Source organism: Emticicia sp. GW821-FHT11C11 (assembly GCF_058808615.1).
Genome location: NZ_JBXARV010000003.1, coordinates 202,366 through 223,256, shown reverse-complemented (window position 1 = coordinate 223,256; position 20,891 = coordinate 202,366). Strand labels below are relative to the sequence as shown.

The window sequence follows — 20,891 nt, the reverse complement described above, 5'->3', positions numbered from 1 at the left end:
ACACAAAATCACTCAATATACTAACTATGCAGGCTCAAGCAACTTCAAATATTCTGATGATTCGTCCGGTCAACTTTGCTTTCAATCTGCAAACAGCCGAAAGCAATGCTTTTCAGGATACCGGAGCGCAGGCATTAGATATTGATATTACTCAGGAAAACGCCCTGAGGGAATTCGATGTGATGGTAAGCCGGTTGCGTACCATAGGTGTAAACGTGATGGTGTATGAAGATACCCCCAAGCCTTATACTCCCGACAGCATTTTCCCTAATAACTGGGTTTCGTTTCATCACAGCGGCAAGGTGTGTCTATACCCCATGCAGGCCGAAAACCGTCGTTTAGAGCGTCGGTCTGATATCATTGATGAGCTAAGCAAGCAATATCATGTTGAAACAGTCATTGATTTGACCGGCTTTGAGCAGGACAATAAATTTCTGGAAGGTACCGGCAGTCTGGTGCTCGACCGGATGCATCGCATTGCTTATGCCTGCATTTCTCCACGCACCAACGAAGAGGTGCTGAAAGCCTGGGAGAAACAAATGAACGGCTATAAGATTGTGAAGTTCCGTGCGGTAGATGCCAACGGCAAAGAGATTTATCATACCAACGTGATGATGTGCATTGGTGATAGCTTTGCGGTAGTCTGCCTGCAATCTATCAAAGACCTTGACGAGCGACTGATGGTGAAAGAAAGTCTGGAAAGCACCGGCAAAAATGTAATTGAGATAAGCCTTGAGCAAATGAATTCTTTTGCCGGCAATATGCTATTTGTTACTAATCAGAAAGGGCATCTTTTTCTGGTGATGTCAACCCGCGCCTGTGATTCATTGACACAGGTACAGAAAAACCAACTGAGTGAATACGCAGATCTATTGCATTTTGATTTAGACATCATAGAAACCTGCGGAGGTGGCTCTGCCCGCTGCATGATGGCAGAAGTGCATCTGCCGGAGAAGTAATAATAAGACTTGATTAATATCTACTTGCTTTTTCTGAATTGATATTTCAGATACAATCCTTGTGCCAGAGCCACGACACTGATAATACTTACCATTATCCATCTAATAGGCTTTAATTGCTCAAAAAATATGACATATAGTGCGGTAAAAATAATGATTACTATGGCATAGATAATCAATCTGTTAGCCTTATCCCTCTTATATTCCTTAAAAGCCTGGGTAACAATCAAGACTGCATCGGCGTCTGTATGCTCTTCCTTTAATTCGGCTTTTACTTCATTATAAGTAGCGCCACTTTTAAATTTCTTAATCTGGGCTTTAACTTCCTTATCAAACATTTATTTATTATTTAAAGAAGTATGGTTTAAAAACCATACTTCATATCTACATCATATAAAGAGATTACCCACATGTTTCACCAATACAAAAATTGGCCACACACTCATTTAATTGATTTAACATTTGCTCTTGTAGTCCCCATTGCTGACTCAAAACAATGTTTGCACAATTTTGAAAATCAAAAACCCAAGTACCAAACTGCTGCATTAAGTCCATTACACTCATTGTTGTCCAACCATTTAAATATTCCTGAGCTATCCTTCCCAAAGAATACCACCCAAATGGATTAGTACTATCCATACAATCACTAACGCCAGCAGTTGCCAAAACATCTATTGCATGTGCGTTCTGTTCATAATAATAAAAACATTGGCAGCATTGAGGAAATGAATATGAAGGTGTTAAATTACCAAAGGATAAAAAAAACAATAATAATGCTATCTTTTTCATGTCATTAGAAGTTTAGTTTTTATTTTTATTCTTAGCAGCTTTATAATCTTTATCATATTTTGTTAAAAACTCAGAATTTATCTTAACTTCTGAACTTTCTAAAATGATAGCGGCTTGCTCCATGCCTGATAATTTACAAAATTCTGGATATTTATCGCATAATTTCGCTTTAGCTATAATCATATCGAACCGATTTTTAATTCTACTTTTGGCATCTTGCATACCAGCGTCATTAAATTTATTAACCAATTCGTCATACGATTTAGGCTTATCACCCGCATTCAGCTTACTAATATCAATTTGATTGTCTTTATAAGAAAATCTTTCAATTCTGAACTGATCCATAGACTTTAAATAATTCTTGAACAATGAATCATTCTTAATTTGTTTACTTACTTGCTGAACATTGCTACTCATTCTAATTTTAGCAAGATTTTTCGCAACATTAGATAAGGATGGAAAGGATTTAGAAGTTTCAGGAACTTTCTCAAATTCAGTCTTTCTCTCACAAGAAAGATTGATTAATACTACTAGTGCGAAGATTAGTTTTTGATTTTTCATTTTTAAGATTTTAAAGTTAGTTACAGCTTGCATGATGTAGACAACCAAACATACTTTATTAAAACCAACATAAAAACGAAAACTCCTTTTTTTTATTTACCGGCACTATGGAATTTAACTTCTATTTCCATTAAACCATTTTTGATTTAATAATTTTACTTATTAATTAAAAGAAGTTAATTTCAGATGACATTTTATCCCGCTGTTCCGTCCAATCCCTTCAGAATAGCAACTCCTGATGAAGTACCCAACCTTGCGGCTCCTGCTTCAATAAAGGCCAGAGCCTGTTCATAAGACTGTATCCCGCCCGATGCCTTGATCTTCACGTTTTCCGGTAGTACCTGTCTCATCATTTTCACCTGTTCCAAATCTGCTCCTTTAGGGGCAAAGCCGGTGGATGTTTTCACAAAATCGGCTCCGGCTTCTTCACATATCTCGCAGGCAATACTCAAATCAAAATTATCCAGATACGCCGTTTCTATAATCACCTTCAGCAAAGCACTCCTGCTATGTGTCAATTCTGCTAATGCTTTTATCTCTTCTTTCACGGTCAGATACGCCATTGATTTAAAGGCATTCATGTTCATCACCATATCCAATTCATCTGCCCCGTCGGCCAGTGCGCATTCTGCTTCTGCCAATTTAGTAGCCCTGATGTTATAACCTAATGGAAAACCTATTACCGTGCACACCTTGGCTTCACTGTAAACGAGTATATCTTTCACAAACCGCACATAATGCGGGGGCACACAGGCCGCATAAAAATGGTGCAGGTAAACTTCTTCACACAGTTTTCTGAAATCCATTTCAGTAGACGTAGATTTCAGCAAAGTATGGTCAATATATGTGGCAAGGTTTTGCATAGTCGTAGGCCGGACTGGTAGTCCGGCGTTTAAAAAACAAGAATACATAATTGAGCAAATGTACAGCAAAAACCGTAGTCTCATTTACTCATACAATTAGTAGCACTAAAAAAACATCTTCTCTGCCAGCCTGAAAGTATTGCAATGCGCCTCAACGATGTCAGCAATGCGCGGAGAATACCCGCCACCCATCGAAACCACCATCGGTATCCGGTGCTTGCGTGCCTGTTCAAAAACAAAAGCATCTCTTCCGGCACACCCTTCCATTGATACCCGCAGCTTACCCAGTTTATCTGAAGCCAGAATATCTACACCGGAAATGTAAAAAATAAACTGTGGCTTTACTTCATCAATCAGTCGCGGCAGTGTATCAAACAGTATGCTCAGGTATTCGGTATCTTCACAATAAGTAGGTAGTTCGATGTCAAGGTCAGACCGCTCCTTTTTCATCGGATAATTCTCTTTGCCATGCATGGAGAAAGTAAACACCCTTGGTTCGTTTTCAAAAATCACCGCCGTTCCATTCCCCTGATGCACATCCAGATCAACCACAAGAATCTGGTCGGCCAGTTTATTGGCAAGCAGATAATGAGCCGCTACTGCCACATCGTTTAACAAACAAAAACCCTCTCCCTTATCTGCATACGCATGGTGTGTACCGCCTGCAATATTCATTGAAATGCCCGACTGAAATGCAAAAGCACAACAATCAATTGTACCTTGCGTAATAACCAGTTCCCGTTTCACCAGCATTTCAGATATGGGGAAACCGATACGGCGTTCCATGCGTGCATCAATTCTCAGACTCAGAAGATCATCAAAATACTTTTTTTCATGTACACCCAACACCCAATGATGCTCTACCGGTGCCGGCGCAAAGAAGTTTTCTGCTGTACAGGTTCCTTCATACAGCAATTGCTCGTGTATTAATTCATACTTGATCATCGGAAACCGATGACCTTCAGGAAGCGGATGAGTATAGATTGGATCGTAGGCTATTTTAAGCATAGCTACTATTTAAACAGGCGGGCATCTAAGGAATACTTGCCGGGCCCAATCAACAGAACAACCAGAAATGCTATTAAAAACAACAGCGCATGCTCTTTGTCTCCTATTGGGTCAGGGCCATGTATAACAAAAGCGATGATGGTCATACAGAAAACCAGCACAAGGGCAGCAGCCCGGCTTAGCAGACCTAAAGCCAACAGAATGGAACAGAAAAACTCTGCGAAGATGGTTAACGCCTGCGAAACAACCGGCGTTACATGCAGGGGGTCAGGGAAATCATGATTACCATCTAAAAAACTCTGCAATTTGCCATAACCATGCGACAGCAGAAATGCGGCAAAACCAACTCTCAATATCAAAATAGCTACACTAACCTGCGTCGTTAAAGTTGGAGGTATTAAAAATTTCCGAAACATATACCATTACTTTATTTCTTCAAAATCAACATATTGCCCACTTTCGTCTCCACTTTTTTTAGCCGAAGGCTGATTCTGCTTCACTTTAATATCGCCTTCCTTCCCACGTTGCTTTTCTACAATATCATTGTAACGTTTCTGTTCTTTGGCGATTTGCTTGCCTACCAACAATTCGAATAGAAAGTTTCTGAATACAGGTACAAAAACTATCAATAAAATAAATATCAGAATGTATTTGAACATGACCTTGTTTTCCTATCTGGAATTTTAATAATCCGAATAAATAATACACAAATGTAATTTGTTTTTACAGATGTGGTATAATCAGACTCAAAAATTAATTCCGATTTAAGACACCTTCGAAACGCTTCTTCACATCAGCAGTTTCGGTTACTTATCTTACTGCCGCCATGCATCACCACATTTGCTACCATATAACGTAGAATACTCAATATTTGTTACCTCGCTATATCATTGTCTGGTGTCAAGGTCTGCTTTATCGCTCGCACTCCCCTTTCGGTTCCTGATAGCAAGTGTAATTGTATACTTATCGAATTTGGATAAGGTTAGTGCCGGAAAGCCACTTTCCATAATTTTCCGGTCAGGTCAGTTATAAAAATTTCATTACCTGCTTTTTCAGCATCGGTCAACTTAAAAAAACCGGTCACCAGTCGGGTGGTTTTTACTTTGTAATTATCGTCTGCTGTATCATGCGTCAATTGCAATCGACATAAATCGCCGCCTCTGTCCTGTGCAGGGCCATATCCTCCCCTTGGCTCTTCGGGAGAATAGGCAAGCATAAAACCCGACCCGGCATAAGGCCGGCTTAAAGAGCTGTCGGCATCGAAAACCAGCCCTACAGGCGACCGATGCCCCGTGAAAGTAGTTACTTCTTTTCCCTGATACATATTCCCTGTTGAAGGGTCTCTCACCCAATTGGCATCGGGCCCCAGGTTCTTAACCGGCTCAGTAAATTTTACGTTTGTAGGTCGGGAAGGATAATCAGGATCACTATAGAAGATATTTCTGGCCAACGCGTCAGCCGGTAACAGTTTGTCCCGTTCAGGCACATAAGGTGTAAACTGCATGGGTGTATCATTCCCCCCTATTCGCCACGGAAACCCGTAATGGTGATTTGCCCGTAACCAGTTCAATTCTTCCGGGTCATCCCTGTCGCCCGAATTCTCCAGACCGAATAGTTTTCCATCGGCAGTAAATGCCATATCAAACTCATTTCGTATGCCATGGGCAAACACATATCCGCTTTCGTTTAAAGCCTGCTCATTGTTGGGTAAGTAAATATTGACGGCGTCAACCGGAATACGGAAAATCCTGGCGGTAAGCGGCACTTCTCTTAAGCCAACATAGTCTCCTGAATTTTTGACTTCTCCGTGGTCAGTACGTGAACCACTACTTATATAAAGAGAATCTTTAGCAGGCGATAAACAAACACCTGCAAACGCGTGGTCATATAAAGTACCCGATGACGGATACGCTTCTGTGGTAAGCATCGTAGTCCATTGACGCGTACCATCCGGCAGAATCTTGCATTTCTCAACCACACCATATCCGTTTGATTTCCCGGCATCATTATTATTCCCAACCAGAATAAGCGTATTGTCGTAAAAAACCATGCCTTGCAAATAATTGATTTTATGCTCATCTGTCCCTATAAAAAGGGTTTCATCGCCGGCAATTCCATTAAGTATCGGTATCCTGAACACGTGCCCCTCAATGTTGCAGGTATACAATATCCGGTTCACATTATCGTAGACAACACGAACAGGCAAATGATTGAGACTCTTAAACAGGCTCACGCTGATATCTTTTGAAACCGTTTTTACAGCCATCGGCATTTTTGTCTTGCTTCCTTTTTGTTGTCTGTAAACATGGGTGGGCTTTTCCTGCGCCTGAACATAATTACCCATAAACAATAGGGCTACTAGCAGTATCTGTCTGGTCATTTTTATTAAATTCAAATGCTACAACATCCTTTACTTTTTATATAACCCTCTCTGCTTACAGTCTGTTTGCGTATTAATTTTTTCTTAATCTGTCGTTTTTCCCGGCTGGTTTTCCCGTGTGATAAATGATATTCTGCCAGAATTGATAAAAACTGACAAGAATCTGCCCTTTAACATTGGAAAAGGCTTTTTTTTGCATTAATTTTCAATGAATCTCACAGATAACAGATATCAAATGCCCACACTCGAGCAGCAGGTTACACAACGTCTGACAAAATTTTATATACTTGCCCTGACAGCCGTAGCCATGCTTTCGATAACAGGGCAAATGCTGATTCAGTATTCGCTGAAAGACACTCTCGATGACGCCCACGTTGTAAACATAGCCGGTCGACAGCGAATGCTTAGCCAGCGTTTGTCGAAAATGGCTATTTTGCTTACCAATACTGACCGCTTTTCGGAAGAAGCCCATTTCTACGAAAAAGACTTTGTAGAAACACTGGCTCTTTGGAGCCGATGCCACGAAGGATTAATGAAAGGCCACATTCAGATTGAACGGGAAGTGACAGTAAAAAACTCAGCCGTAATCCTGCAAATGCTTCAGGAGTTAAACCCGGTTTTTCAGCAGATCAAAAACAGGATGGAGCTTATCATAAACCATAAGCACATTGATAAAAAAAAGACACTTGATGAAATACTGATTAACGAGCGGCTATATCTGAATAAGATGGATAAAATCGTATTTCAGTATGACCAGGAGTCTGAGCAACGGGTAAAGCGCGTGCGTAGAATCGAATTGTTTTTGTTCATAATTACACTGGTCATTTTAGTACTGGAGGGCGCGCTGATTTTCAATCCACTGACAGCCTATATAAAAAGGGTGATAAAAAAGCTGACGAACTCTGAGCAAGCCCTGCAGCAAAAAAATCAGGAATTGAGTATATCGAATCAGAAGCTCATGGAAGCTCAGGAAGACATTGTGAAGATAACAGCAGAAAAATATGAATTAATTCGAAAAGAAGACAACGTCCGGTCGGGTGCGCTGCTGGAAGGTCAGGAAGAAGAACGGCGTAGGTTATCAAGAGAATTGCATGACGGAATCGGCCAGATGTTGACAGGCCTGAAGCTAAACAGTGAAAAACTAAAGGCTATTCCAACTACTGATGAAAAGCAAAAACGAACACTCGACGAACATAACAAACTGATTATCGAAACCATTGAAGCAACCCGTGAGGTGTCGTTCAATCTGATGCCTCCTGTTCTGACAGATTTTGGTCTGGAGGCTGCTATCAGATTACTGGCCGAAAACACAGCCGGGAGCTCGGGCATAAAAATCAACCTTGAGAGTAATCTTAATCAGACCCGGCTCAACAGTAACCTTGAGGTGAACCTGTATCGGGTTGCGCAGGAAGCATTGAATAATATAATAAAACATGCCAAAGCCACCGAGGCCGGAATAGCATTGCACAAAAGCAAAACAGCCATTGAATTGAGTATAAGTGATAACGGGATAGGATTTAATACAAAGAACACTAAACAGGCAACTGTCATCAACAATGGGCTATCTAATATGCAAACGCGTGTGCGCTTATTAGGTGGCCAGCTGAAAATACAAACCAGATCAACCAAAGGAACCCAGATAATTGTTAAAATCCCGAACTAAAATGCTAAACAAAATTAAACTGATGATTGTAGATGACCACGCAGTAGTACGCAGGGGCATCATAAATCTACTGGAAGACGAAGCAAACATTGAGATTGTCGGTGAAGCCTCGGACGGCACCGAAGCGCTCGAGGGTATAAGAGAGCTAAAGCCCGACATCGTATTGCTCGACCTATCAATGCCTAAAATGACAGGATTTGAAGTAGCCCGAATCATCTCTCAGAAGTTCCCTTCGGTAAAGCCTGTCGTTTTCTCCATGCACAATAATCAGGAGTACATGGTAACAGCCGTTGAAAGCGGTGCAGTGGGATATTTACTGAAAGACACCGGTAAGGACGAAATACTGAAAGCACTGGATACCGTAGCCAACGGACAAAAATACTTCCCTCCTTCGGTTTCTGTCATGATTATTGACGGACTACTGAACCAAAGGAAATATAAAGCTTCTGAATCCGGAAAAGAAGCGTCAGCTATTGCCGATGTGTTATCAAAACAGGAGAAAGTAATTCTAAGCTATATTGTTGAAGGGTTAAGCAGTCAGGAAATCTCCGAAAAACTCAACCTGAGTGTCCGGACAATCTCTAACCACCGGGCAAATATTCTGCGTAAAACACAGGTAAGAAACACCGCCGAACTGGTGAGACTGGCAGTAGAGTGATTCAATTAAAAGAATGTTATGAGACAAGGACTCGATTTTTTAAAGTTCAGAAAAAAACACTGAAATTTATCAACAGGCTAAATTACTGACCATAAGACACTTTAATGTTGCTGGCAAGCTTCCCGGCGACAAAAAATAAAATATTTTTCAGATTTTATTTGACACATATACCTGAAAAGCCTAATTTTGCACCACGATTTCAGAAATAGGAATCGCGGCGTAATGATCCCGAATAGCTCAGTCGGTTAGAGCATCTGACTGTTAATCAGAGGGTCGCTGGTTCGAGCCCAGCTTCGGGAGCAAAATAAAAAAGCTACACCAAAAGTGTAGCTTTTTTATTTTTTGCCCTTTTCTCCTCAAAAAATCCTATTCATAGGTTACTTTGCAAGAATATTCTTAGCTATCTATTTTTATCAGACAAGAATCTGCCACCGCAAGAATATCAATCACATCAACTATAATCAAAGCGTACACCGACCGAAAGGACTTAGTGGCTAATAAACCCATTAGCTGTAATTAATCACAGGCATAAGCCCACTCCTTGATTATAGGATCAGGTTGATAATTGACCTTCAACTCATCTCTTATCATATTGCCAGATGCATCATAAGTAAAAGTATTGGAGTACTGGAAAATATCCGGTCTGTAAAAGGTCTTTTTTATGATCCGATTATTCAGTACTTCATACTCGGTTTGATCTATTAATTCATTTTTACCAATATAATTTTTAATTGTATAGTTTTCACCGTTGTACTCAGTGATTCTCTTGCTGACCAACTCTCCCTTAACATTAGTCGAAAACAGACCTGTTTCCTGACCTTTGTCGTTATACTCGTAATTAATATACCCCACTATTACGTTGTCAATTTTATTAGTAGTTTTTACAGGCAAATTTTTTGCATTATACTCCACAATTCCTTCTACTGTTATATTATTGGGGGCCGGCAAATTCTGAATTGCTCTGGTGACTTTACCACCGGCATTGTATTCAAATTTAGCAATAAGCCCATTTGGACCCTCTTCCAGAATTTTAAGTCCTTGCTCATTATATTGAACTCTGGTATATAATCCTCCTGCATTATGCACATAATACTCCCTTTTACTTAATTTACCATTACTATGATATTCATATAACAGGTTATCTTCTGTGGAATTACCTGAGGTAGGATCCAGCCATCTTCTTATCTCTTTAATCAACTGGTCTTTATCATTATACAAGTACTCCTCCTCAGCCTCCTTGTTCATATTCGACAATCTTGTCACAGTTTTCTTAGTCCGAAGTCCTTTCGCATTGTATTCATAATTCTCTAACATTTCCAGACTCTTGAATTCAATCAGTCTTTTGGCAGAATTATAATTGTACACATCATTGGTCGTAACCACACCAAAATAATTGGTTTCCTTGTACGATAGTACCCTGCATTCAGTTTCATCCACTGGTACAACCTCTTCTGATTTTGGTTTGCAGGCAAACACAAAGTTTAGTAGCAATAAGACACTTACGATTTTTTTCATCTAAGAAGCACTTTTTATAGTCAGACAACAATATTAATTTTGCTTGTGTTGGATTAATTTCGGCAACAATGATAACAGAACTTTTCCGATCAGGAGTTACCCCAATAAATAAAAAAACGCAAATCGCATTGCTTTATTGTATCCAATCATATTTCAGATTTGTATTAAACCTTACCATATAAGCTCTTATAATATTGATATGGCATGGCAGATTTTCATCAAAATCCTTATCATTCATTATGTAGAAACCGGGAAATAGTGGCTGATGGCACTTGAATACCGAAGCAATTCGTAACTTTTTTAAAGGGCTTAATGGATAAATGCTTCAAAGCATTTGCGTAAATAATTTAAAGGCTGTAAATTTATATAATCTAGTAAAGACAATTGTATTATTTTGTAAATAAGAAAGTTTGACTTTCTCATATTAATAGCCATTATCTGGTGCGCATTAAAAAAATATACTTGTAATTTCTAAAAATTCCCACAATGAATACTAAATCAAAAACTCAACATTCTGAATCAGAAAAAAAATCAAAAAAAGAATGGGTAAAACCACAATTGAAAAAACTTTCAATTGCATTTGATAATGGAGCCTTAAATGACGGAGGAGGTAGCGAATCATGATTGCCCCCTAAGCAGTAATGGATCCATAATCACTGTACTTCTTCCATCAATTGCTTCTCCAAAAATCCGGTCGATTTCACATCTCTTAAACAACGTGTGCCTCTGGCATACCAGGCCGTTATGTCTGACAACATAATTGTGATCAAGGTTTTATTATCTTCTTTCTTTACTTTGAAAATAATATCTGTCACAATTCCTGACGGAGGCTGACAGTCATTTCTAAAACCTCTTATCGTCTCGCATCCTAAAACCACATTGGCACTGGCCATCTCCGGAGTCCCATCTGGTCTTTCAAAGGTAAAGGTTCTGATTTCGTAAGGCTCTGAAATAATCACTCCACTTTTCTTGTCTATCAGCTTTAGACTTATGTCCTTTTTTACACAATATTTAATAATATTGTTCCATACGGCATCATACGATTCGTCAGAAGATACTGTATATTCACTCGAATAATTACCTTTTAAAGGACGGGACAATTGGGTTCTACAACCGGAAAGAAAACATACAACTAATAGTGGGATTAATACTTTTTTCATTACAGCAAATGATTCAGGTTAAAAATAATCAAATTAATGCGCTAAAATCTTAAATTACACTGAACTAACTAAAGAGTGCCAGAAAAATATTTTTCTAACCTTATCTGCTTCACTTTCAATCTCTGCTCCTGCTTTATCTTTTTTAGTTTTACATAATGTATATTCTTTATAAATTTGTGTTACACCGATTGCCTTATTATCTATTGTAACACTGCTGATATGTCCATATTTAATCAAGAACAACAATCCACCTACACCCGAGCCTCATTCTGGAAACACCACCCCGTTGCAGATCAGAAAGCAGAAACTTTAGCGCAAAGTACACTTGAATTTCAGCAAAAGTTCAAGTGTGATTTCATCAAAATGATGCCCACAGGCAGTTGGCAGGTGGCATGTTGTGGTGTGGAAGATACATGGAACGGAGATTCGCTTGGCCGAAGAATCATTACTAAAACAATCATTCACTCTCCGCAGGACTGGCTTTCACTTCCTGATTTTGCTGAAACCCAGCCCCCATTAATGAAAGAAATTATCGATGCCTGCAAAATAGTGAAAGAAAGGTTGACAGACGACACGCCTGTGTTATCTACAGTTTTCTGTCCGGTGTCGCAGGCCATACAAATGTCCGGACTTGAGGTATTTCTTCAACATACTGAAACGAATCCGGATGAAGTACTTTCAGGACTGGAAAGAATCACAAAAAACACTTTATATATTATCAATGAGCTGGTTAAAGCCGGGTCAGACGGTATTTATTTCGTAACACAACATATGCGGCACGGCGCAATCTCTCCTGAAGTCTATGAAAACTTTGGTCAGACTTTTGATGAAAAATGCCTTTGTGCCTGCCGGGACCTTGCTTACAACATTTTTCATATTCATGGTGAAAACATCTATCTTTCAATAGGCGATCTGCCATCCAATTGGTTTATACACTATGAATACTGTGAGGAAACCAAAATACCGGCCGACTGGCAGAACAGGTTACGATCAAGACTATTGTGTGGCTTACCACCCTCTGAAATGGCGAGCTGCAGGTCTGCCGATGAAATAAATCATTTGATCAATGAAAAAAGCAAAGGAGAAATATTAACAGCAGGCTGTGTATTACCGCTTGATTTCCCTGATGAAAGTATACACCAATGGATGAGTATTTCAAAAAAGACATTATAAAATGACCTTAGATTTTAGAGGCCCGGTTGACGTTCAGTTTAGAAAATTTGATGAACAATGGCTCGATATTCCCGTCTTCAGGGTATTTACAGAAGTGGCGTTCAGGAATCCTGATAAAATTGCGCTTAAATGTGGTTCGAAGCAATTAAGTTACCGGGATACCTACTACTGGGTTTGCAGTGTTGCGCACGCTATTCAATCTCAGAATACAGGCCATGAACCTGTGGGTATAGCCTTGCCTAATGATGTTTGCTTTCCGGTAGCTATGTTGGCGGCATTAGCTGCAGGGTGCCCTTATGTGCCGCTGGATTTTGATTTACCCGAGGCTCGTAATCAATTGATTATTGAACAGTCAGGTCTGAAATGCATCATTACCATGTCAGAATTAACAGCCGTATATGAAGCGTTCAATCCCATAAGTATCGACAAAATCCAGGTAACTTCTAAAGAGTCATTTGAAACTAATGCCTCACCTGATGCTATTGCTTACATCATTTACACCTCTGGCTCAACGGGCATCCCCAAGGGAGTTTTCCAGAATCAACGCAACCTACTGCATGATGTCATGCAATACACCAACTCGATTCATCTGAATGAAACCGACCGATTGACACTACTGTATTCGCCAAGTGTCGGTGGCAGTATCAGAGACATTTACGGCGCATTATTAAATGGTGCTACATTGGTTATAAAAAACCTCAAAAAGAACGGCTTATATGATTTGAGTACATTTATAAGAGAAGAAGCCATTACCGTTTACCATTCGATTCCGAATATTTTCAGAACATTTCTGAAACTGAACCCTGCAAAATCTGACTTTTCGACAGTCCGTCTTATTTATCTGGCAGGCGACCGCATCTATAATTCAGATGTTGATTTGTATAAAAATTTCTTCCCCGCCCATTGTCTGCTTTATGTGGGCATAGGCGCTACAGAAATAGCTACTATTTACAGGCAATGGTTTATTAATCATACTACCGCTATTACTCAGGAACTGATTCCGCTGGGATATGCTGTCGATGATAGAATCATGCAACTGGTAGATGATAATAACCTTCCGGTACCAGAAGGTGAACCCGGTGAAATAACCGTAAGCAGCCGGTTTATTTCTCTCGGATACTGGCAAAATCCTGAACAGACCCATTTGTCTTTTCATTCAGACGCAACCAATCCTGAAATAAGAACTTACAAAACCGGTGATTTAGCTCGAATAAACCAGACTGGGTTGTTAGAATTTATCGGCAGGAAAGACAATCAGGTAAAAATCAACGGCTACAGAGTAGAGTTAAGCGAAATAGAAGGTGCTCTAATGAAGCACTCTGACATAGAACGCTGTGGTGTAGTTGTGCATACGCAAAATCAACACAATGCATTGTATGCGTTCTTCATCAGTAAGATATCGTTGTCAGAAACTACCGTCAAAAACTGGTTAGGTACGCAGTTACCGCATTATATGGTACCACAAAGGTGTATTCAGGTAGATGAGATACCATTACTTCATAATTTTAAAAATGATAGCAAGGCATTAAGGGCATTAGCCGAACGGTATTCTGAAACAGAGGGGGGCGGTTCATCAGAAGAAAAAGGTGAATCACTCTATGCCACCCTGCGGAAAACCTGGAGTAAGTTTTTAGACGAGAAATCATTCGACAATAATATTTCCTGGAAAAACGCCGGGGGAGATTCTGTGAACGCTGTCAATTTTCTTGTACAACTAGATTCCGATCTTGGCACTTCACTTCCCACTGATTGGATTCATGGTGACATGTCGCCAATGGGAGTCTACCAAATTTTAAAAGGGCTCAACATTAAGCAAAAAAATAAAGCCAGGCCCATCATATATTTTTTTCCGGCCGTATCGGGTATAGGCGCCGATTCCAGCATATTGGTCAGGAATCTATCTGAGCATTTTGCTATACGCATTGTCAATTATCCCGATTTTTCTTCATTTGCTACCAAAGACCGAAACTGGAAATATGCCTTTGAGCAAATGTTTCAGCAGATTACAGATTATGATACACCTAATGTAGGCTTTATTGGTATCTGTACCGGCGCTATGATGCTCAACCAACTGATTACTCTAAAACCCCTCAAGAGCTATAGTTTTGTCAGTGTTATTGATGGTTTTGTAAAATATAGAGTTCCACCTGTTCATGTTAATTTTTTCAACCGAACCATTGAGTTTTTAAGAAAGGATGATTTGTTTAAAAATACAGTCCGGTTCTTTTATGTCCGGTCTGAAGCGTTTAAAAAACTTATCATTTATCTGGAAGAAAAAAAGCTTTATTCTATCAGGCTTGAAACTCTTTTCTTATCGTTCTATGAACAGCTCCACCCCAATTACTTTGATGGTGAGCTATGGTATTTCGGTTGCGAAAATTCCAGCCTTAACAAAGACGGTGCACATTGGAGTTCCTTTAATAAAAAAATCAATGCAGTTCATTTGAAGGGTAAGCACTCAGAAATGCTCAAAGAACCGAACAGAGATACAGTACTGAATAAGCTGCTTGATTTAATAACGCAACAAGAGAGTCAGTCGTTTAAATCTTAAAATATTGTCATGTACATTGATTTAACTGGTCAGTGGGGCATAACGCTCATTGATGATATTCAAATGCCAGCGTTGATGCCCTACCATAATAAAACCAATGGCCAGCACCGAATACAAACCCCTGAACGATAACCCTGAGCGGAGCAGCATCTCGTCAGTGAATGAACGATAAAGCGCCATAGATGACTCTCTGACTTGTTTCAGTTCATCAATTAAATCTTCTAACGTGCGCTGATTGGCACCGGTGTTACGGGCGTATTCTTCTTCGTCGAATGGCAGCATTCGGGCAGTTTCTCCCCGGGCAAAGCATAAGGCACGATAGGCAAAAATCCTTTCAGTATCTATCACATGTTGCAATATATCTTTTATGGTCCACTTGCCGGGTGCATACACCTGGTCTCCTATCTTTTTCCATAAATCTATGGGCAACTGATTGATATCCTCGTAACTGATTTGCAGGGCTTCATTCAATTCAACATCATCAGCCAGACGAATGTACCGGTCGAAATACTCGGGCATGGGGTTAATATCAGCCTGTTTCATATTTTATATCTGTTTGTCGTAAATTTACTAAATTCTACATTTACCTTATCGCACCTGCTGATTAATAATCTCGTAGAAACCATGCCGGTAGCTGTCGGAAATCGGAATGAGTGTATTTTGTATCCGGATACGGTCTTTTTCAACAGAATCTATTTTATCAATCGCCACCATGTAAGACTTATGTACCCGACAGACAATGGCTGGCGGAATCTCCTGTTCGAAATCCGTAAAAGTCTGCAAGGTCATAATCTTCTTGGTATGTGTATGAATCCGCCTGTAATCGCCTTTGCCCTCAATAAACAGCATTTCGTCGAACAGGATCTTTTCCAGTCTGTATTCAGTTTTTACAAATATAAATTTCCTCGATTGCGGTGGTTCGAGTCTGGTAAAATACTCCTGAACACGCGCCACAGCCTGCACAAAACGTTCGAAAGTAAATGGTTTCAATAAGTAATCAGACACTTTCAGATCAAAACCCTTAATGGCGTATTCATGATAGGCAGTAGTGAGAATCACCTGGCTTTTGATATTGGCTGTTTCAAGTAAGCGGATTCCTGAAAAATCACCCAGATTAATATCCAGAAACAACAGGTCAACGGATTGGGTTTTCAGAAACACCAGAGCGTCGTAGGCATTATCGAACGTGTCCAGCAAATGCAGAAATGGCAATTTCTGAACATAATTCTGTAAGCGCTCCATAGCCAGAGGCTCGTCTTCTACAATGATACAGCTAATCTTCATAAATACTGATAACTAGTTTTACATGGTAAATATCAGGCGTTTTACTGATTTCCAGGGTATGTTTGTCAGGATACAGCAACTCCAGCCTTTTCTTGATTAATCCGTTTCCCAGCCCACCATATTCTTGTTTCAGCTCCGACTCAGAATATCTGTTTTCACAATCAAAAACCAGCTCTTGCTCATTTACCTCAATTTTTATTCTGATTACATTTTCGTTCTTCTTGTTATCGGCATGCTTGAAAGCATTTTCAATAAATGGCAGTAGAATCATCGGCGAAATATACACCTGATCCATATTACCTGCAATGCTGAATTCAACAAAGTTGGGATTCGCAGTTCTGATTTTCTGCAGGTCAATATACTGGCTTATGTTGGTCAGTTCTCTGCTAATCGGTATCCTCTCGGTTTTGGTTTCATAGAGCATAAACCGCATGATACCCGACAATTTGTTCAGGTACAAAGAGGCTTGCCCGGCATTTTTTGTAATCAGCACATCAATATTATTGAGGGTATTGAACAAAAAATGAGGGCTTATCTGTGATTTTATCAGCGCCAGCTCCATTTCAAAGTTTTTGCGCGTCAGTTCTTCCTTCCACTTCAACTCGGCATACCACCTGATGAACCCCCTCGTCAGCAGTCCCATTCCACCATTCAGGATAGCAATAATAGCCATTACAATCAGGATGGTAATCATGGCAAAGGTGTTTTCACCAAACACTCCCGGCCCGATTTTGTAGGCATGCATAATAGACATAATCACACCACTTAACAAACTGATACCTATCGACATCAGAATACCGGATACGAACAAGAGCAGGATATTCCGACGGATAAGAAATTTATCAAAAAGCAGGCTGTAGAAGGTGTAAAAACCCAATACAGCCGGCACCACTATAAACGATGTAAAAAAAATAGAGAAGCGCAAATCAGAGTAAAAAGGGATAGTTTTCATCTTTGTGCCTATTTGCAAGCACATAATGATGATGAGCAGTAAAAGCAGATACAGTATCCAGTAGCCCACATGCAATAACACTATCACCATTTTTTTCATGGTTTCAGCCCTTTTCTTTTTTGTTAATATAGAGCAAATAACTCAATAAAGTAGCCCCAATGAAGTAGCCCAAAGCCCAATAATGGAAATTGATATCAGGAGGAGCCGGGCTGCCTTGTTTTCCGCCTGAGAACAGATAGTATTGTGTATAAGTATAAGGAATGGTGTAGCCATATTTCCATTGAAGCCCGATTAATGCGGCAAGCAGTAGCCCTATACCCACACTAAGCGGCACCAGAAAGTTTTTAAATTGCAGGCTTACCAGATACTGAATGGCCACAATGGGCAGACAATCCAGAAAATAAAAAGCCGAATTTTCAAGCATTGACAGCACCGGAACTTCGTGTTTATAAAAATCGGTGCTGCCATGCACCAGCGCCGGAATAAGCGCCGAAAGGCCGATACCAATATTAAAAAGCACAAAAAACTGCAGGAGCATCACGATGATAACCGCAAACTTGCTCAGAAAAACAGTTGTAAAACTCTGAGGCGTGGTGTGCAATTGTTTCCAGGTGTTATTTTTGAATTCGAGCTGAGTGATCATGCTGGTAGACAGTATTACACCCATTGGAAGTAGAAAAATGGCCATAAACTGCCAGCTGCGTTTGATCAGCACTGTCCAGAACATCGGGCTGGCGGCTTCTCCCAGAAAATCTTTCGGATAGAACAGTCCGCGACAGGTAAAAATGAGTGGAATAAAAAATGCGCCTACAAAAACCAGCCAGAAAGCCAGCGTACCTTTCTTTTTGAGCCATTCGCTCTGAAAACTATGTATAAATGTGGTCATGGTCAGTTACTGGTTAGGTTCATAAAAATACTTTCAAGGTCATTCTCGATGGTCTGTATACCATACACTTCAATGCTGCCTGCCACCAACGTCCGATTGATTTGTGCAATAACCGGTTTAGACAATTGCTCTACCACTATACGCTCTTTTACAATCTGCGCACCAATGTTCAGGTTTTCTATCAGTTTCAGCGCTCCCACGTTATTGTCGGTATCAAAGTAAATGGTTGATACCTGATGCTGGCGTTTCATTAAATCGGCCAGAGAGCTTTCAAAAAGCATTTTCCCTTTATGAATAATGCCCACATCGGTAACCAGCTTTTCAATTTCTGCCAGCAAATGACTTGAAATAATGATGGTAATGCCGTGATTCTGATTCAGGTTCCGCAGCAGCTCCCTTATTTCAACAATGCCACTGGGGTCCAGTCCATTGGTGGGTTCATCCAGAATCAGTAACGACGGACTGTGCAACAACGCTATGGCAATACCCAGGCGTTGCTTCATGCCCAGCGAAAACTGCCCGGCTTTTTTGCGCCCGGTGTGCGCCAGCCCCACCAGTTGCAGTACTTCTGTAATACGGTTTTCAGGCGACTGGTAAATTTTCTGCCATACTTTCAGATTTTCAACGGCTGAAAGATGCCCGTATAATGACGGGCTTTCAATCAAAGAACCTACTTTGCTCAGAATTTCTTCCCGGTTAGGTTCGAAAGGTTTTCCGAAGATTTCAATTTCGCCCTGCTGTTTTTTCAGCAACCCCAGTATAAGCCGAAGCGTAGTTGTTTTTCCGGCGCCGTTCGGCCCTAGAAAACCATAAATACTACCTTCTTTTACATGCAGGTTGATATCGCTGAGCACATATTCTCCGTTAGTAAACTGATGTGATACGTTAGATACTTGAATAGTGGTCATAATAGCTTTAATTGTTTATTTCAAAGATACTTACGCCCTCTCCTGTCAGAAAGCAGAATAGGTCAACAGGTAAGATTCGTCTGTTAAATGGCACAATTATCGGGTAAAATTCGCTCCATCGGCTCCGGTTTAAATTGCTGTGTTAAATTTTTGCACGCATACAACCATTTGGCAGTACGGGGCATCCTTACTACAACCGGCAGATTAAATATCCGCACAAACCCTTTTTAAAATCATTAATGAAAAAGCACAAGACCCTTCTCCTGCTCATCCTGACTATTTCGTTAGGTATAAGTCACTCATTTGTTGCTCAGGCACAAAAAAAATTCAATTACGGTATCAAAGCCGGACTCAACCTTTCGAAATCTACTTTCACGCCTTATTCTTATGAAGAAAAAAATCGCAAAGCAGGGTTTCAGGTAGGTGTTACAGGCGAATATAACCTTATTGCCGGACTTTTTGCTCAGTCTGAGTTCATGTTTACCACTAAAGGTGTTGTCTATAAAGGTGCTGAAGTATGGATTGGCTCTTCAAACCCTCCGGTTACTCACTGGAAAAATATCATTGACCAGCTATATCTGCAAGTGCCCATTAAGCTTGCTTATAAAATCAATACAGGCGCTAACACCCGTTTGTTTGTTAATGGCGGATATTACGTTGCCTATGGTGTTGGTGGAAACGACAAACTCAAAAACCATCATGTAGGTGTCGACAGACCGGATGAGACCATCAACCGCAAAACTTTTGAAGACACAATGCTTAAAAGATTTGATGATGGTATCAGCACCGGCATTGGTGCAGAATACAAAGTATGGGCTGTAGGTTTAAATTATGAGTGGGGTTTCAAAGATATCCGCTATCAATACCTGGGCGGCGATCAGACTTATGCTTACAAAAACCGTAATTTCTCATTCACAATTGGTTATCGTTTATAGCTGAATGTTAAACTTTCTTAAAATCAGATTTATATTCCAACCATTTTGCAATTTGAAGCATCATTTCTATAAATGCTCTTAATCTGTTGTCATTCACATGAAAAAAATACTGTTAGGCTTTGGTGTCATCTCTCTTCTTTATCTGAGTTCCTGTAAAACTTCTGACGAAGAAGTGCCTGCCATGAATAACATTAAAGCTGAGTCTATTCTGGACTTTGACTGTCTTCGTAATTCGGCAGATGTACCTTTAAAAATTGCCGATGTGAAAAAGGAAATTTATGGCGAATGGCAATTGAAAGGCGCAATAACTCAGGCTCCTCTGCAGGAAGAATTACCTGATATAAAAATTGTGATATCAGAAAAAAACACGGGTAAACAATTGGCTGAAATATATGAAAATGGCAAATTGGCTAAAACCATGACCTATGATCTGGAACAAGGAGAGCACGAAAAGCTGCTTTGGGTGACGATTAAGCCTGACTACCCAACCTTTGCTGATGGCTCCTATAATTATATCAAAGGAACTATCAGAATTTGCCCCGGCGAACTGATGATTGATAACGGAATGGCTCTTGATGCCCCTGCTTATCTTTACAGAAAGATCAAATAAATGAATTGATATTGTACTAATCTATTATGAAAAGAG

The 20,891-nt window shown here is 40.1% G+C and carries 23 protein-coding genes and 1 tRNA gene; 9 read left to right on the top strand and 15 right to left on the bottom strand.

Annotation, left to right across the window (positions count from 1 at the left end):
• Positions 1-26: 26 nt before the first annotated feature.
• On the top strand, positions 27-959 hold the full coding sequence (gene ctlX / locus AC1RRY_RS16120) for a citrulline utilization hydrolase CtlX (protein WP_492822746.1): 933 nt from the start codon (positions 27-29) through the stop codon (positions 957-959).
• Positions 960-979: 20 nt separating this feature from the next.
• On the opposite strand, the gene AC1RRY_RS16115 is transcribed toward ctlX, so the two are convergent.
• The 8 genes from AC1RRY_RS16115 to AC1RRY_RS16080 all read right to left on the bottom strand — a co-directional run bounded on the left by AC1RRY_RS16115 (position 980) and on the right by AC1RRY_RS16080 (position 6,560).
• Positions 980-1,297, bottom strand: coding sequence for a hypothetical protein (locus AC1RRY_RS16115; protein WP_492822748.1), 318 nt, complete (start codon positions 1,295-1,297; stop codon positions 980-982).
• 64 nt (positions 1,298-1,361) lie between these two features.
• On the bottom strand, positions 1,362-1,748 hold the full coding sequence (locus tag AC1RRY_RS16110; protein ID WP_492822750.1) for a hypothetical protein: 387 nt from the start codon (positions 1,746-1,748) through the stop codon (positions 1,362-1,364).
• Between the two features lie 12 nt (positions 1,749-1,760).
• Positions 1,761-2,309: a hypothetical protein gene (locus AC1RRY_RS16105; RefSeq protein WP_492822752.1), complete on the bottom strand. Its 549-nt coding sequence runs from the start codon at positions 2,307-2,309 to the stop codon at positions 1,761-1,763.
• A 194-nt stretch (positions 2,310-2,503) separates the two neighbouring features.
• Positions 2,504-3,172, bottom strand: a complete 669-nt coding sequence (gene deoC / locus AC1RRY_RS16100) for a deoxyribose-phosphate aldolase (RefSeq protein ID WP_492822754.1) — start codon at positions 3,170-3,172, stop codon at positions 2,504-2,506.
• Between the two features lie 105 nt (positions 3,173-3,277).
• A complete protein-coding gene (locus AC1RRY_RS16095) occupies positions 3,278-4,180 on the bottom strand; it encodes a histone deacetylase family protein (protein WP_492822756.1) in 903 nt (300 codons plus the stop codon).
• Positions 4,181-4,185: 5 nt separating this feature from the next.
• Positions 4,186-4,596: a DoxX family protein gene (locus tag AC1RRY_RS16090; protein WP_492822758.1), complete on the bottom strand. Its 411-nt coding sequence runs from the start codon at positions 4,594-4,596 to the stop codon at positions 4,186-4,188.
• Positions 4,597-4,602: 6 nt separating this feature from the next.
• A complete protein-coding gene (locus tag AC1RRY_RS16085; protein ID WP_492822760.1) occupies positions 4,603-4,839 on the bottom strand; it encodes a DUF4834 domain-containing protein in 237 nt (78 codons plus the stop codon).
• A gap of 323 nt (positions 4,840-5,162) precedes the next feature.
• Complete coding sequence (locus AC1RRY_RS16080; RefSeq protein WP_492822762.1) at positions 5,163-6,560, bottom strand: PQQ-dependent sugar dehydrogenase family protein; 1,398 nt, start codon at positions 6,558-6,560, stop codon at positions 5,163-5,165.
• Positions 6,561-6,795: 235 nt separating this feature from the next.
• Here AC1RRY_RS16080 and AC1RRY_RS16075 point away from each other — a divergent pair, with 235 nt between their 5' ends.
• From AC1RRY_RS16075 to AC1RRY_RS16065, 3 genes are all read left to right on the top strand, one after another.
• Positions 6,796-8,223: an ATP-binding protein gene (locus AC1RRY_RS16075; RefSeq protein WP_492822764.1), complete on the top strand. Its 1,428-nt coding sequence runs from the start codon at positions 6,796-6,798 to the stop codon at positions 8,221-8,223.
• Position 8,224: 1 nt separating this feature from the next.
• Complete coding sequence (locus tag AC1RRY_RS16070; protein ID WP_492822766.1) at positions 8,225-8,881, top strand: response regulator transcription factor; 657 nt, start codon at positions 8,225-8,227, stop codon at positions 8,879-8,881.
• A gap of 226 nt (positions 8,882-9,107) precedes the next feature.
• Positions 9,108-9,181: transfer RNA gene (locus AC1RRY_RS16065), tRNA-Asn, on the top strand.
• Between the two features lie 216 nt (positions 9,182-9,397).
• Here the strand turns inward: AC1RRY_RS16065 and AC1RRY_RS16060 are convergent.
• On the bottom strand, positions 9,398-10,396 hold the full coding sequence (locus AC1RRY_RS16060; protein ID WP_492822768.1) for a hypothetical protein: 999 nt from the start codon (positions 10,394-10,396) through the stop codon (positions 9,398-9,400).
• A 486-nt stretch (positions 10,397-10,882) separates the two neighbouring features.
• On the opposite strand from AC1RRY_RS16060, the gene AC1RRY_RS16055 reads away from it, so the two are divergent.
• On the top strand, positions 10,883-11,020 hold the full coding sequence (locus AC1RRY_RS16055) for a hypothetical protein (RefSeq protein WP_492822770.1): 138 nt from the start codon (positions 10,883-10,885) through the stop codon (positions 11,018-11,020).
• 29 nt (positions 11,021-11,049) lie between these two features.
• On the opposite strand, the gene AC1RRY_RS16050 is transcribed toward AC1RRY_RS16055, so the two are convergent.
• On the bottom strand, positions 11,050-11,556 hold the full coding sequence (locus AC1RRY_RS16050) for a hypothetical protein (RefSeq protein WP_492822772.1): 507 nt from the start codon (positions 11,554-11,556) through the stop codon (positions 11,050-11,052).
• A gap of 219 nt (positions 11,557-11,775) precedes the next feature.
• On the opposite strand from AC1RRY_RS16050, the gene AC1RRY_RS16045 reads away from it, so the two are divergent.
• Together AC1RRY_RS16045 and AC1RRY_RS16040 are read left to right on the top strand one after the other, a co-directional pair.
• Positions 11,776-12,729 (top strand): uroporphyrinogen decarboxylase family protein, encoded by a 954-nt coding sequence (locus tag AC1RRY_RS16045; protein WP_492822774.1) that lies wholly within the window; start codon positions 11,776-11,778, stop codon positions 12,727-12,729.
• A gap of 1 nt (position 12,730) precedes the next feature.
• Positions 12,731-15,280: an amino acid adenylation domain-containing protein gene (locus tag AC1RRY_RS16040; protein ID WP_492822776.1), complete on the top strand. Its 2,550-nt coding sequence runs from the start codon at positions 12,731-12,733 to the stop codon at positions 15,278-15,280.
• A 21-nt stretch (positions 15,281-15,301) separates the two neighbouring features.
• Here AC1RRY_RS16040 and AC1RRY_RS16035 read toward each other — a convergent pair whose 3' ends face one another.
• From AC1RRY_RS16035 to AC1RRY_RS16015, 5 genes are read right to left on the bottom strand one after another with little or no spacing between them, the layout of a single operon-like run.
• Entirely contained in the window at positions 15,302-15,823 is a 522-nt protein-coding gene (locus AC1RRY_RS16035) for a DinB family protein (protein ID WP_492822778.1), read from the bottom strand.
• A 45-nt stretch (positions 15,824-15,868) separates the two neighbouring features.
• Entirely contained in the window at positions 15,869-16,564 is a 696-nt protein-coding gene (locus AC1RRY_RS16030) for a LytR/AlgR family response regulator transcription factor (RefSeq protein ID WP_492822780.1), read from the bottom strand.
• A complete protein-coding gene (locus AC1RRY_RS16025; RefSeq protein WP_492822782.1) occupies positions 16,554-17,615 on the bottom strand; it encodes a sensor histidine kinase in 1,062 nt (353 codons plus the stop codon). The genes AC1RRY_RS16030 and AC1RRY_RS16025 overlap by 11 nt, the downstream gene beginning before the upstream one ends.
• A 4-nt stretch (positions 17,616-17,619) precedes the next feature.
• Positions 17,620-18,402 (bottom strand): ABC transporter permease, encoded by a 783-nt coding sequence (locus AC1RRY_RS16020; RefSeq protein WP_492822784.1) that lies wholly within the window; start codon positions 18,400-18,402, stop codon positions 17,620-17,622.
• Positions 18,403-18,404: 2 nt separating this feature from the next.
• Complete coding sequence (locus tag AC1RRY_RS16015) at positions 18,405-19,310, bottom strand: ABC transporter ATP-binding protein (RefSeq protein WP_492822787.1); 906 nt, start codon at positions 19,308-19,310, stop codon at positions 18,405-18,407.
• Between the two features lie 239 nt (positions 19,311-19,549).
• Between AC1RRY_RS16015 and AC1RRY_RS16010 the strand changes: the two genes are divergently transcribed.
• Together AC1RRY_RS16010 and AC1RRY_RS16005 are read left to right on the top strand one after the other, a co-directional pair.
• Positions 19,550-20,245: a porin family protein gene (locus AC1RRY_RS16010; RefSeq protein WP_492822789.1), complete on the top strand. Its 696-nt coding sequence runs from the start codon at positions 19,550-19,552 to the stop codon at positions 20,243-20,245.
• 97 nt (positions 20,246-20,342) lie between these two features.
• A complete protein-coding gene (locus AC1RRY_RS16005) occupies positions 20,343-20,855 on the top strand; it encodes a hypothetical protein (protein ID WP_492822791.1) in 513 nt (170 codons plus the stop codon).
• Positions 20,856-20,891: the final 36 nt, after the last annotated feature.

What these genes read in the sequence shown, in the direction of transcription:
- AC1RRY_RS16010 (WP_492822789.1), top strand. Translation starts at nt 19,550, where the DNA reads ATGAAAAAGCACAAGACCCTTCTCCTGCTCATCCTGACTATTTCGTTA.
- AC1RRY_RS16085 (WP_492822760.1), bottom strand. Translation starts at nt 4,839, where the DNA reads ATGTTCAAATACATTCTGATATTTATTTTATTGATAGTTTTTGTACCT.
- AC1RRY_RS16115 (WP_492822748.1), bottom strand. Translation starts at nt 1,297, where the DNA reads ATGTTTGATAAGGAAGTTAAAGCCCAGATTAAGAAATTTAAAAGTGGC.
- AC1RRY_RS16105 (WP_492822752.1), bottom strand. Translation starts at nt 2,309, where the DNA reads ATGAAAAATCAAAAACTAATCTTCGCACTAGTAGTATTAATCAATCTT.
- AC1RRY_RS16095 (WP_492822756.1), bottom strand. Translation starts at nt 4,180, where the DNA reads ATGCTTAAAATAGCCTACGATCCAATCTATACTCATCCGCTTCCTGAA.
- AC1RRY_RS16060 (WP_492822768.1), bottom strand. Translation starts at nt 10,396, where the DNA reads ATGAAAAAAATCGTAAGTGTCTTATTGCTACTAAACTTTGTGTTTGCC.
- AC1RRY_RS16075 (WP_492822764.1), top strand. Translation starts at nt 6,796, where the DNA reads ATGCCCACACTCGAGCAGCAGGTTACACAACGTCTGACAAAATTTTAT.
- AC1RRY_RS16025 (WP_492822782.1), bottom strand. Translation starts at nt 17,615, where the DNA reads ATGAAAAAAATGGTGATAGTGTTATTGCATGTGGGCTACTGGATACTG.
- AC1RRY_RS16070 (WP_492822766.1), top strand. Translation starts at nt 8,225, where the DNA reads ATGCTAAACAAAATTAAACTGATGATTGTAGATGACCACGCAGTAGTA.
- AC1RRY_RS16015 (WP_492822787.1), bottom strand. Translation starts at nt 19,310, where the DNA reads ATGACCACTATTCAAGTATCTAACGTATCACATCAGTTTACTAACGGA.
- AC1RRY_RS16045 (WP_492822774.1), top strand. Translation starts at nt 11,776, where the DNA reads ATGTCCATATTTAATCAAGAACAACAATCCACCTACACCCGAGCCTCA.
- AC1RRY_RS16055 (WP_492822770.1), top strand. Translation starts at nt 10,883, where the DNA reads ATGAATACTAAATCAAAAACTCAACATTCTGAATCAGAAAAAAAATCA.
- AC1RRY_RS16040 (WP_492822776.1), top strand. Translation starts at nt 12,731, where the DNA reads ATGACCTTAGATTTTAGAGGCCCGGTTGACGTTCAGTTTAGAAAATTT.
- AC1RRY_RS16020 (WP_492822784.1), bottom strand. Translation starts at nt 18,402, where the DNA reads ATGACCACATTTATACATAGTTTTCAGAGCGAATGGCTCAAAAAGAAA.
- AC1RRY_RS16080 (WP_492822762.1), bottom strand. Translation starts at nt 6,560, where the DNA reads ATGACCAGACAGATACTGCTAGTAGCCCTATTGTTTATGGGTAATTAT.
- ctlX (WP_492822746.1), top strand. Translation starts at nt 27, where the DNA reads ATGCAGGCTCAAGCAACTTCAAATATTCTGATGATTCGTCCGGTCAAC.
- deoC (WP_492822754.1), bottom strand. Translation starts at nt 3,172, where the DNA reads ATGCAAAACCTTGCCACATATATTGACCATACTTTGCTGAAATCTACG.
- AC1RRY_RS16050 (WP_492822772.1), bottom strand. Translation starts at nt 11,556, where the DNA reads ATGAAAAAAGTATTAATCCCACTATTAGTTGTATGTTTTCTTTCCGGT.
- AC1RRY_RS16090 (WP_492822758.1), bottom strand. Translation starts at nt 4,596, where the DNA reads ATGTTTCGGAAATTTTTAATACCTCCAACTTTAACGACGCAGGTTAGT.
- AC1RRY_RS16035 (WP_492822778.1), bottom strand. Translation starts at nt 15,823, where the DNA reads ATGAAACAGGCTGATATTAACCCCATGCCCGAGTATTTCGACCGGTAC.
- AC1RRY_RS16110 (WP_492822750.1), bottom strand. Translation starts at nt 1,748, where the DNA reads ATGAAAAAGATAGCATTATTATTGTTTTTTTTATCCTTTGGTAATTTA.
- AC1RRY_RS16005 (WP_492822791.1), top strand. Translation starts at nt 20,343, where the DNA reads ATGAAAAAAATACTGTTAGGCTTTGGTGTCATCTCTCTTCTTTATCTG.
- AC1RRY_RS16030 (WP_492822780.1), bottom strand. Translation starts at nt 16,564, where the DNA reads ATGAAGATTAGCTGTATCATTGTAGAAGACGAGCCTCTGGCTATGGAG.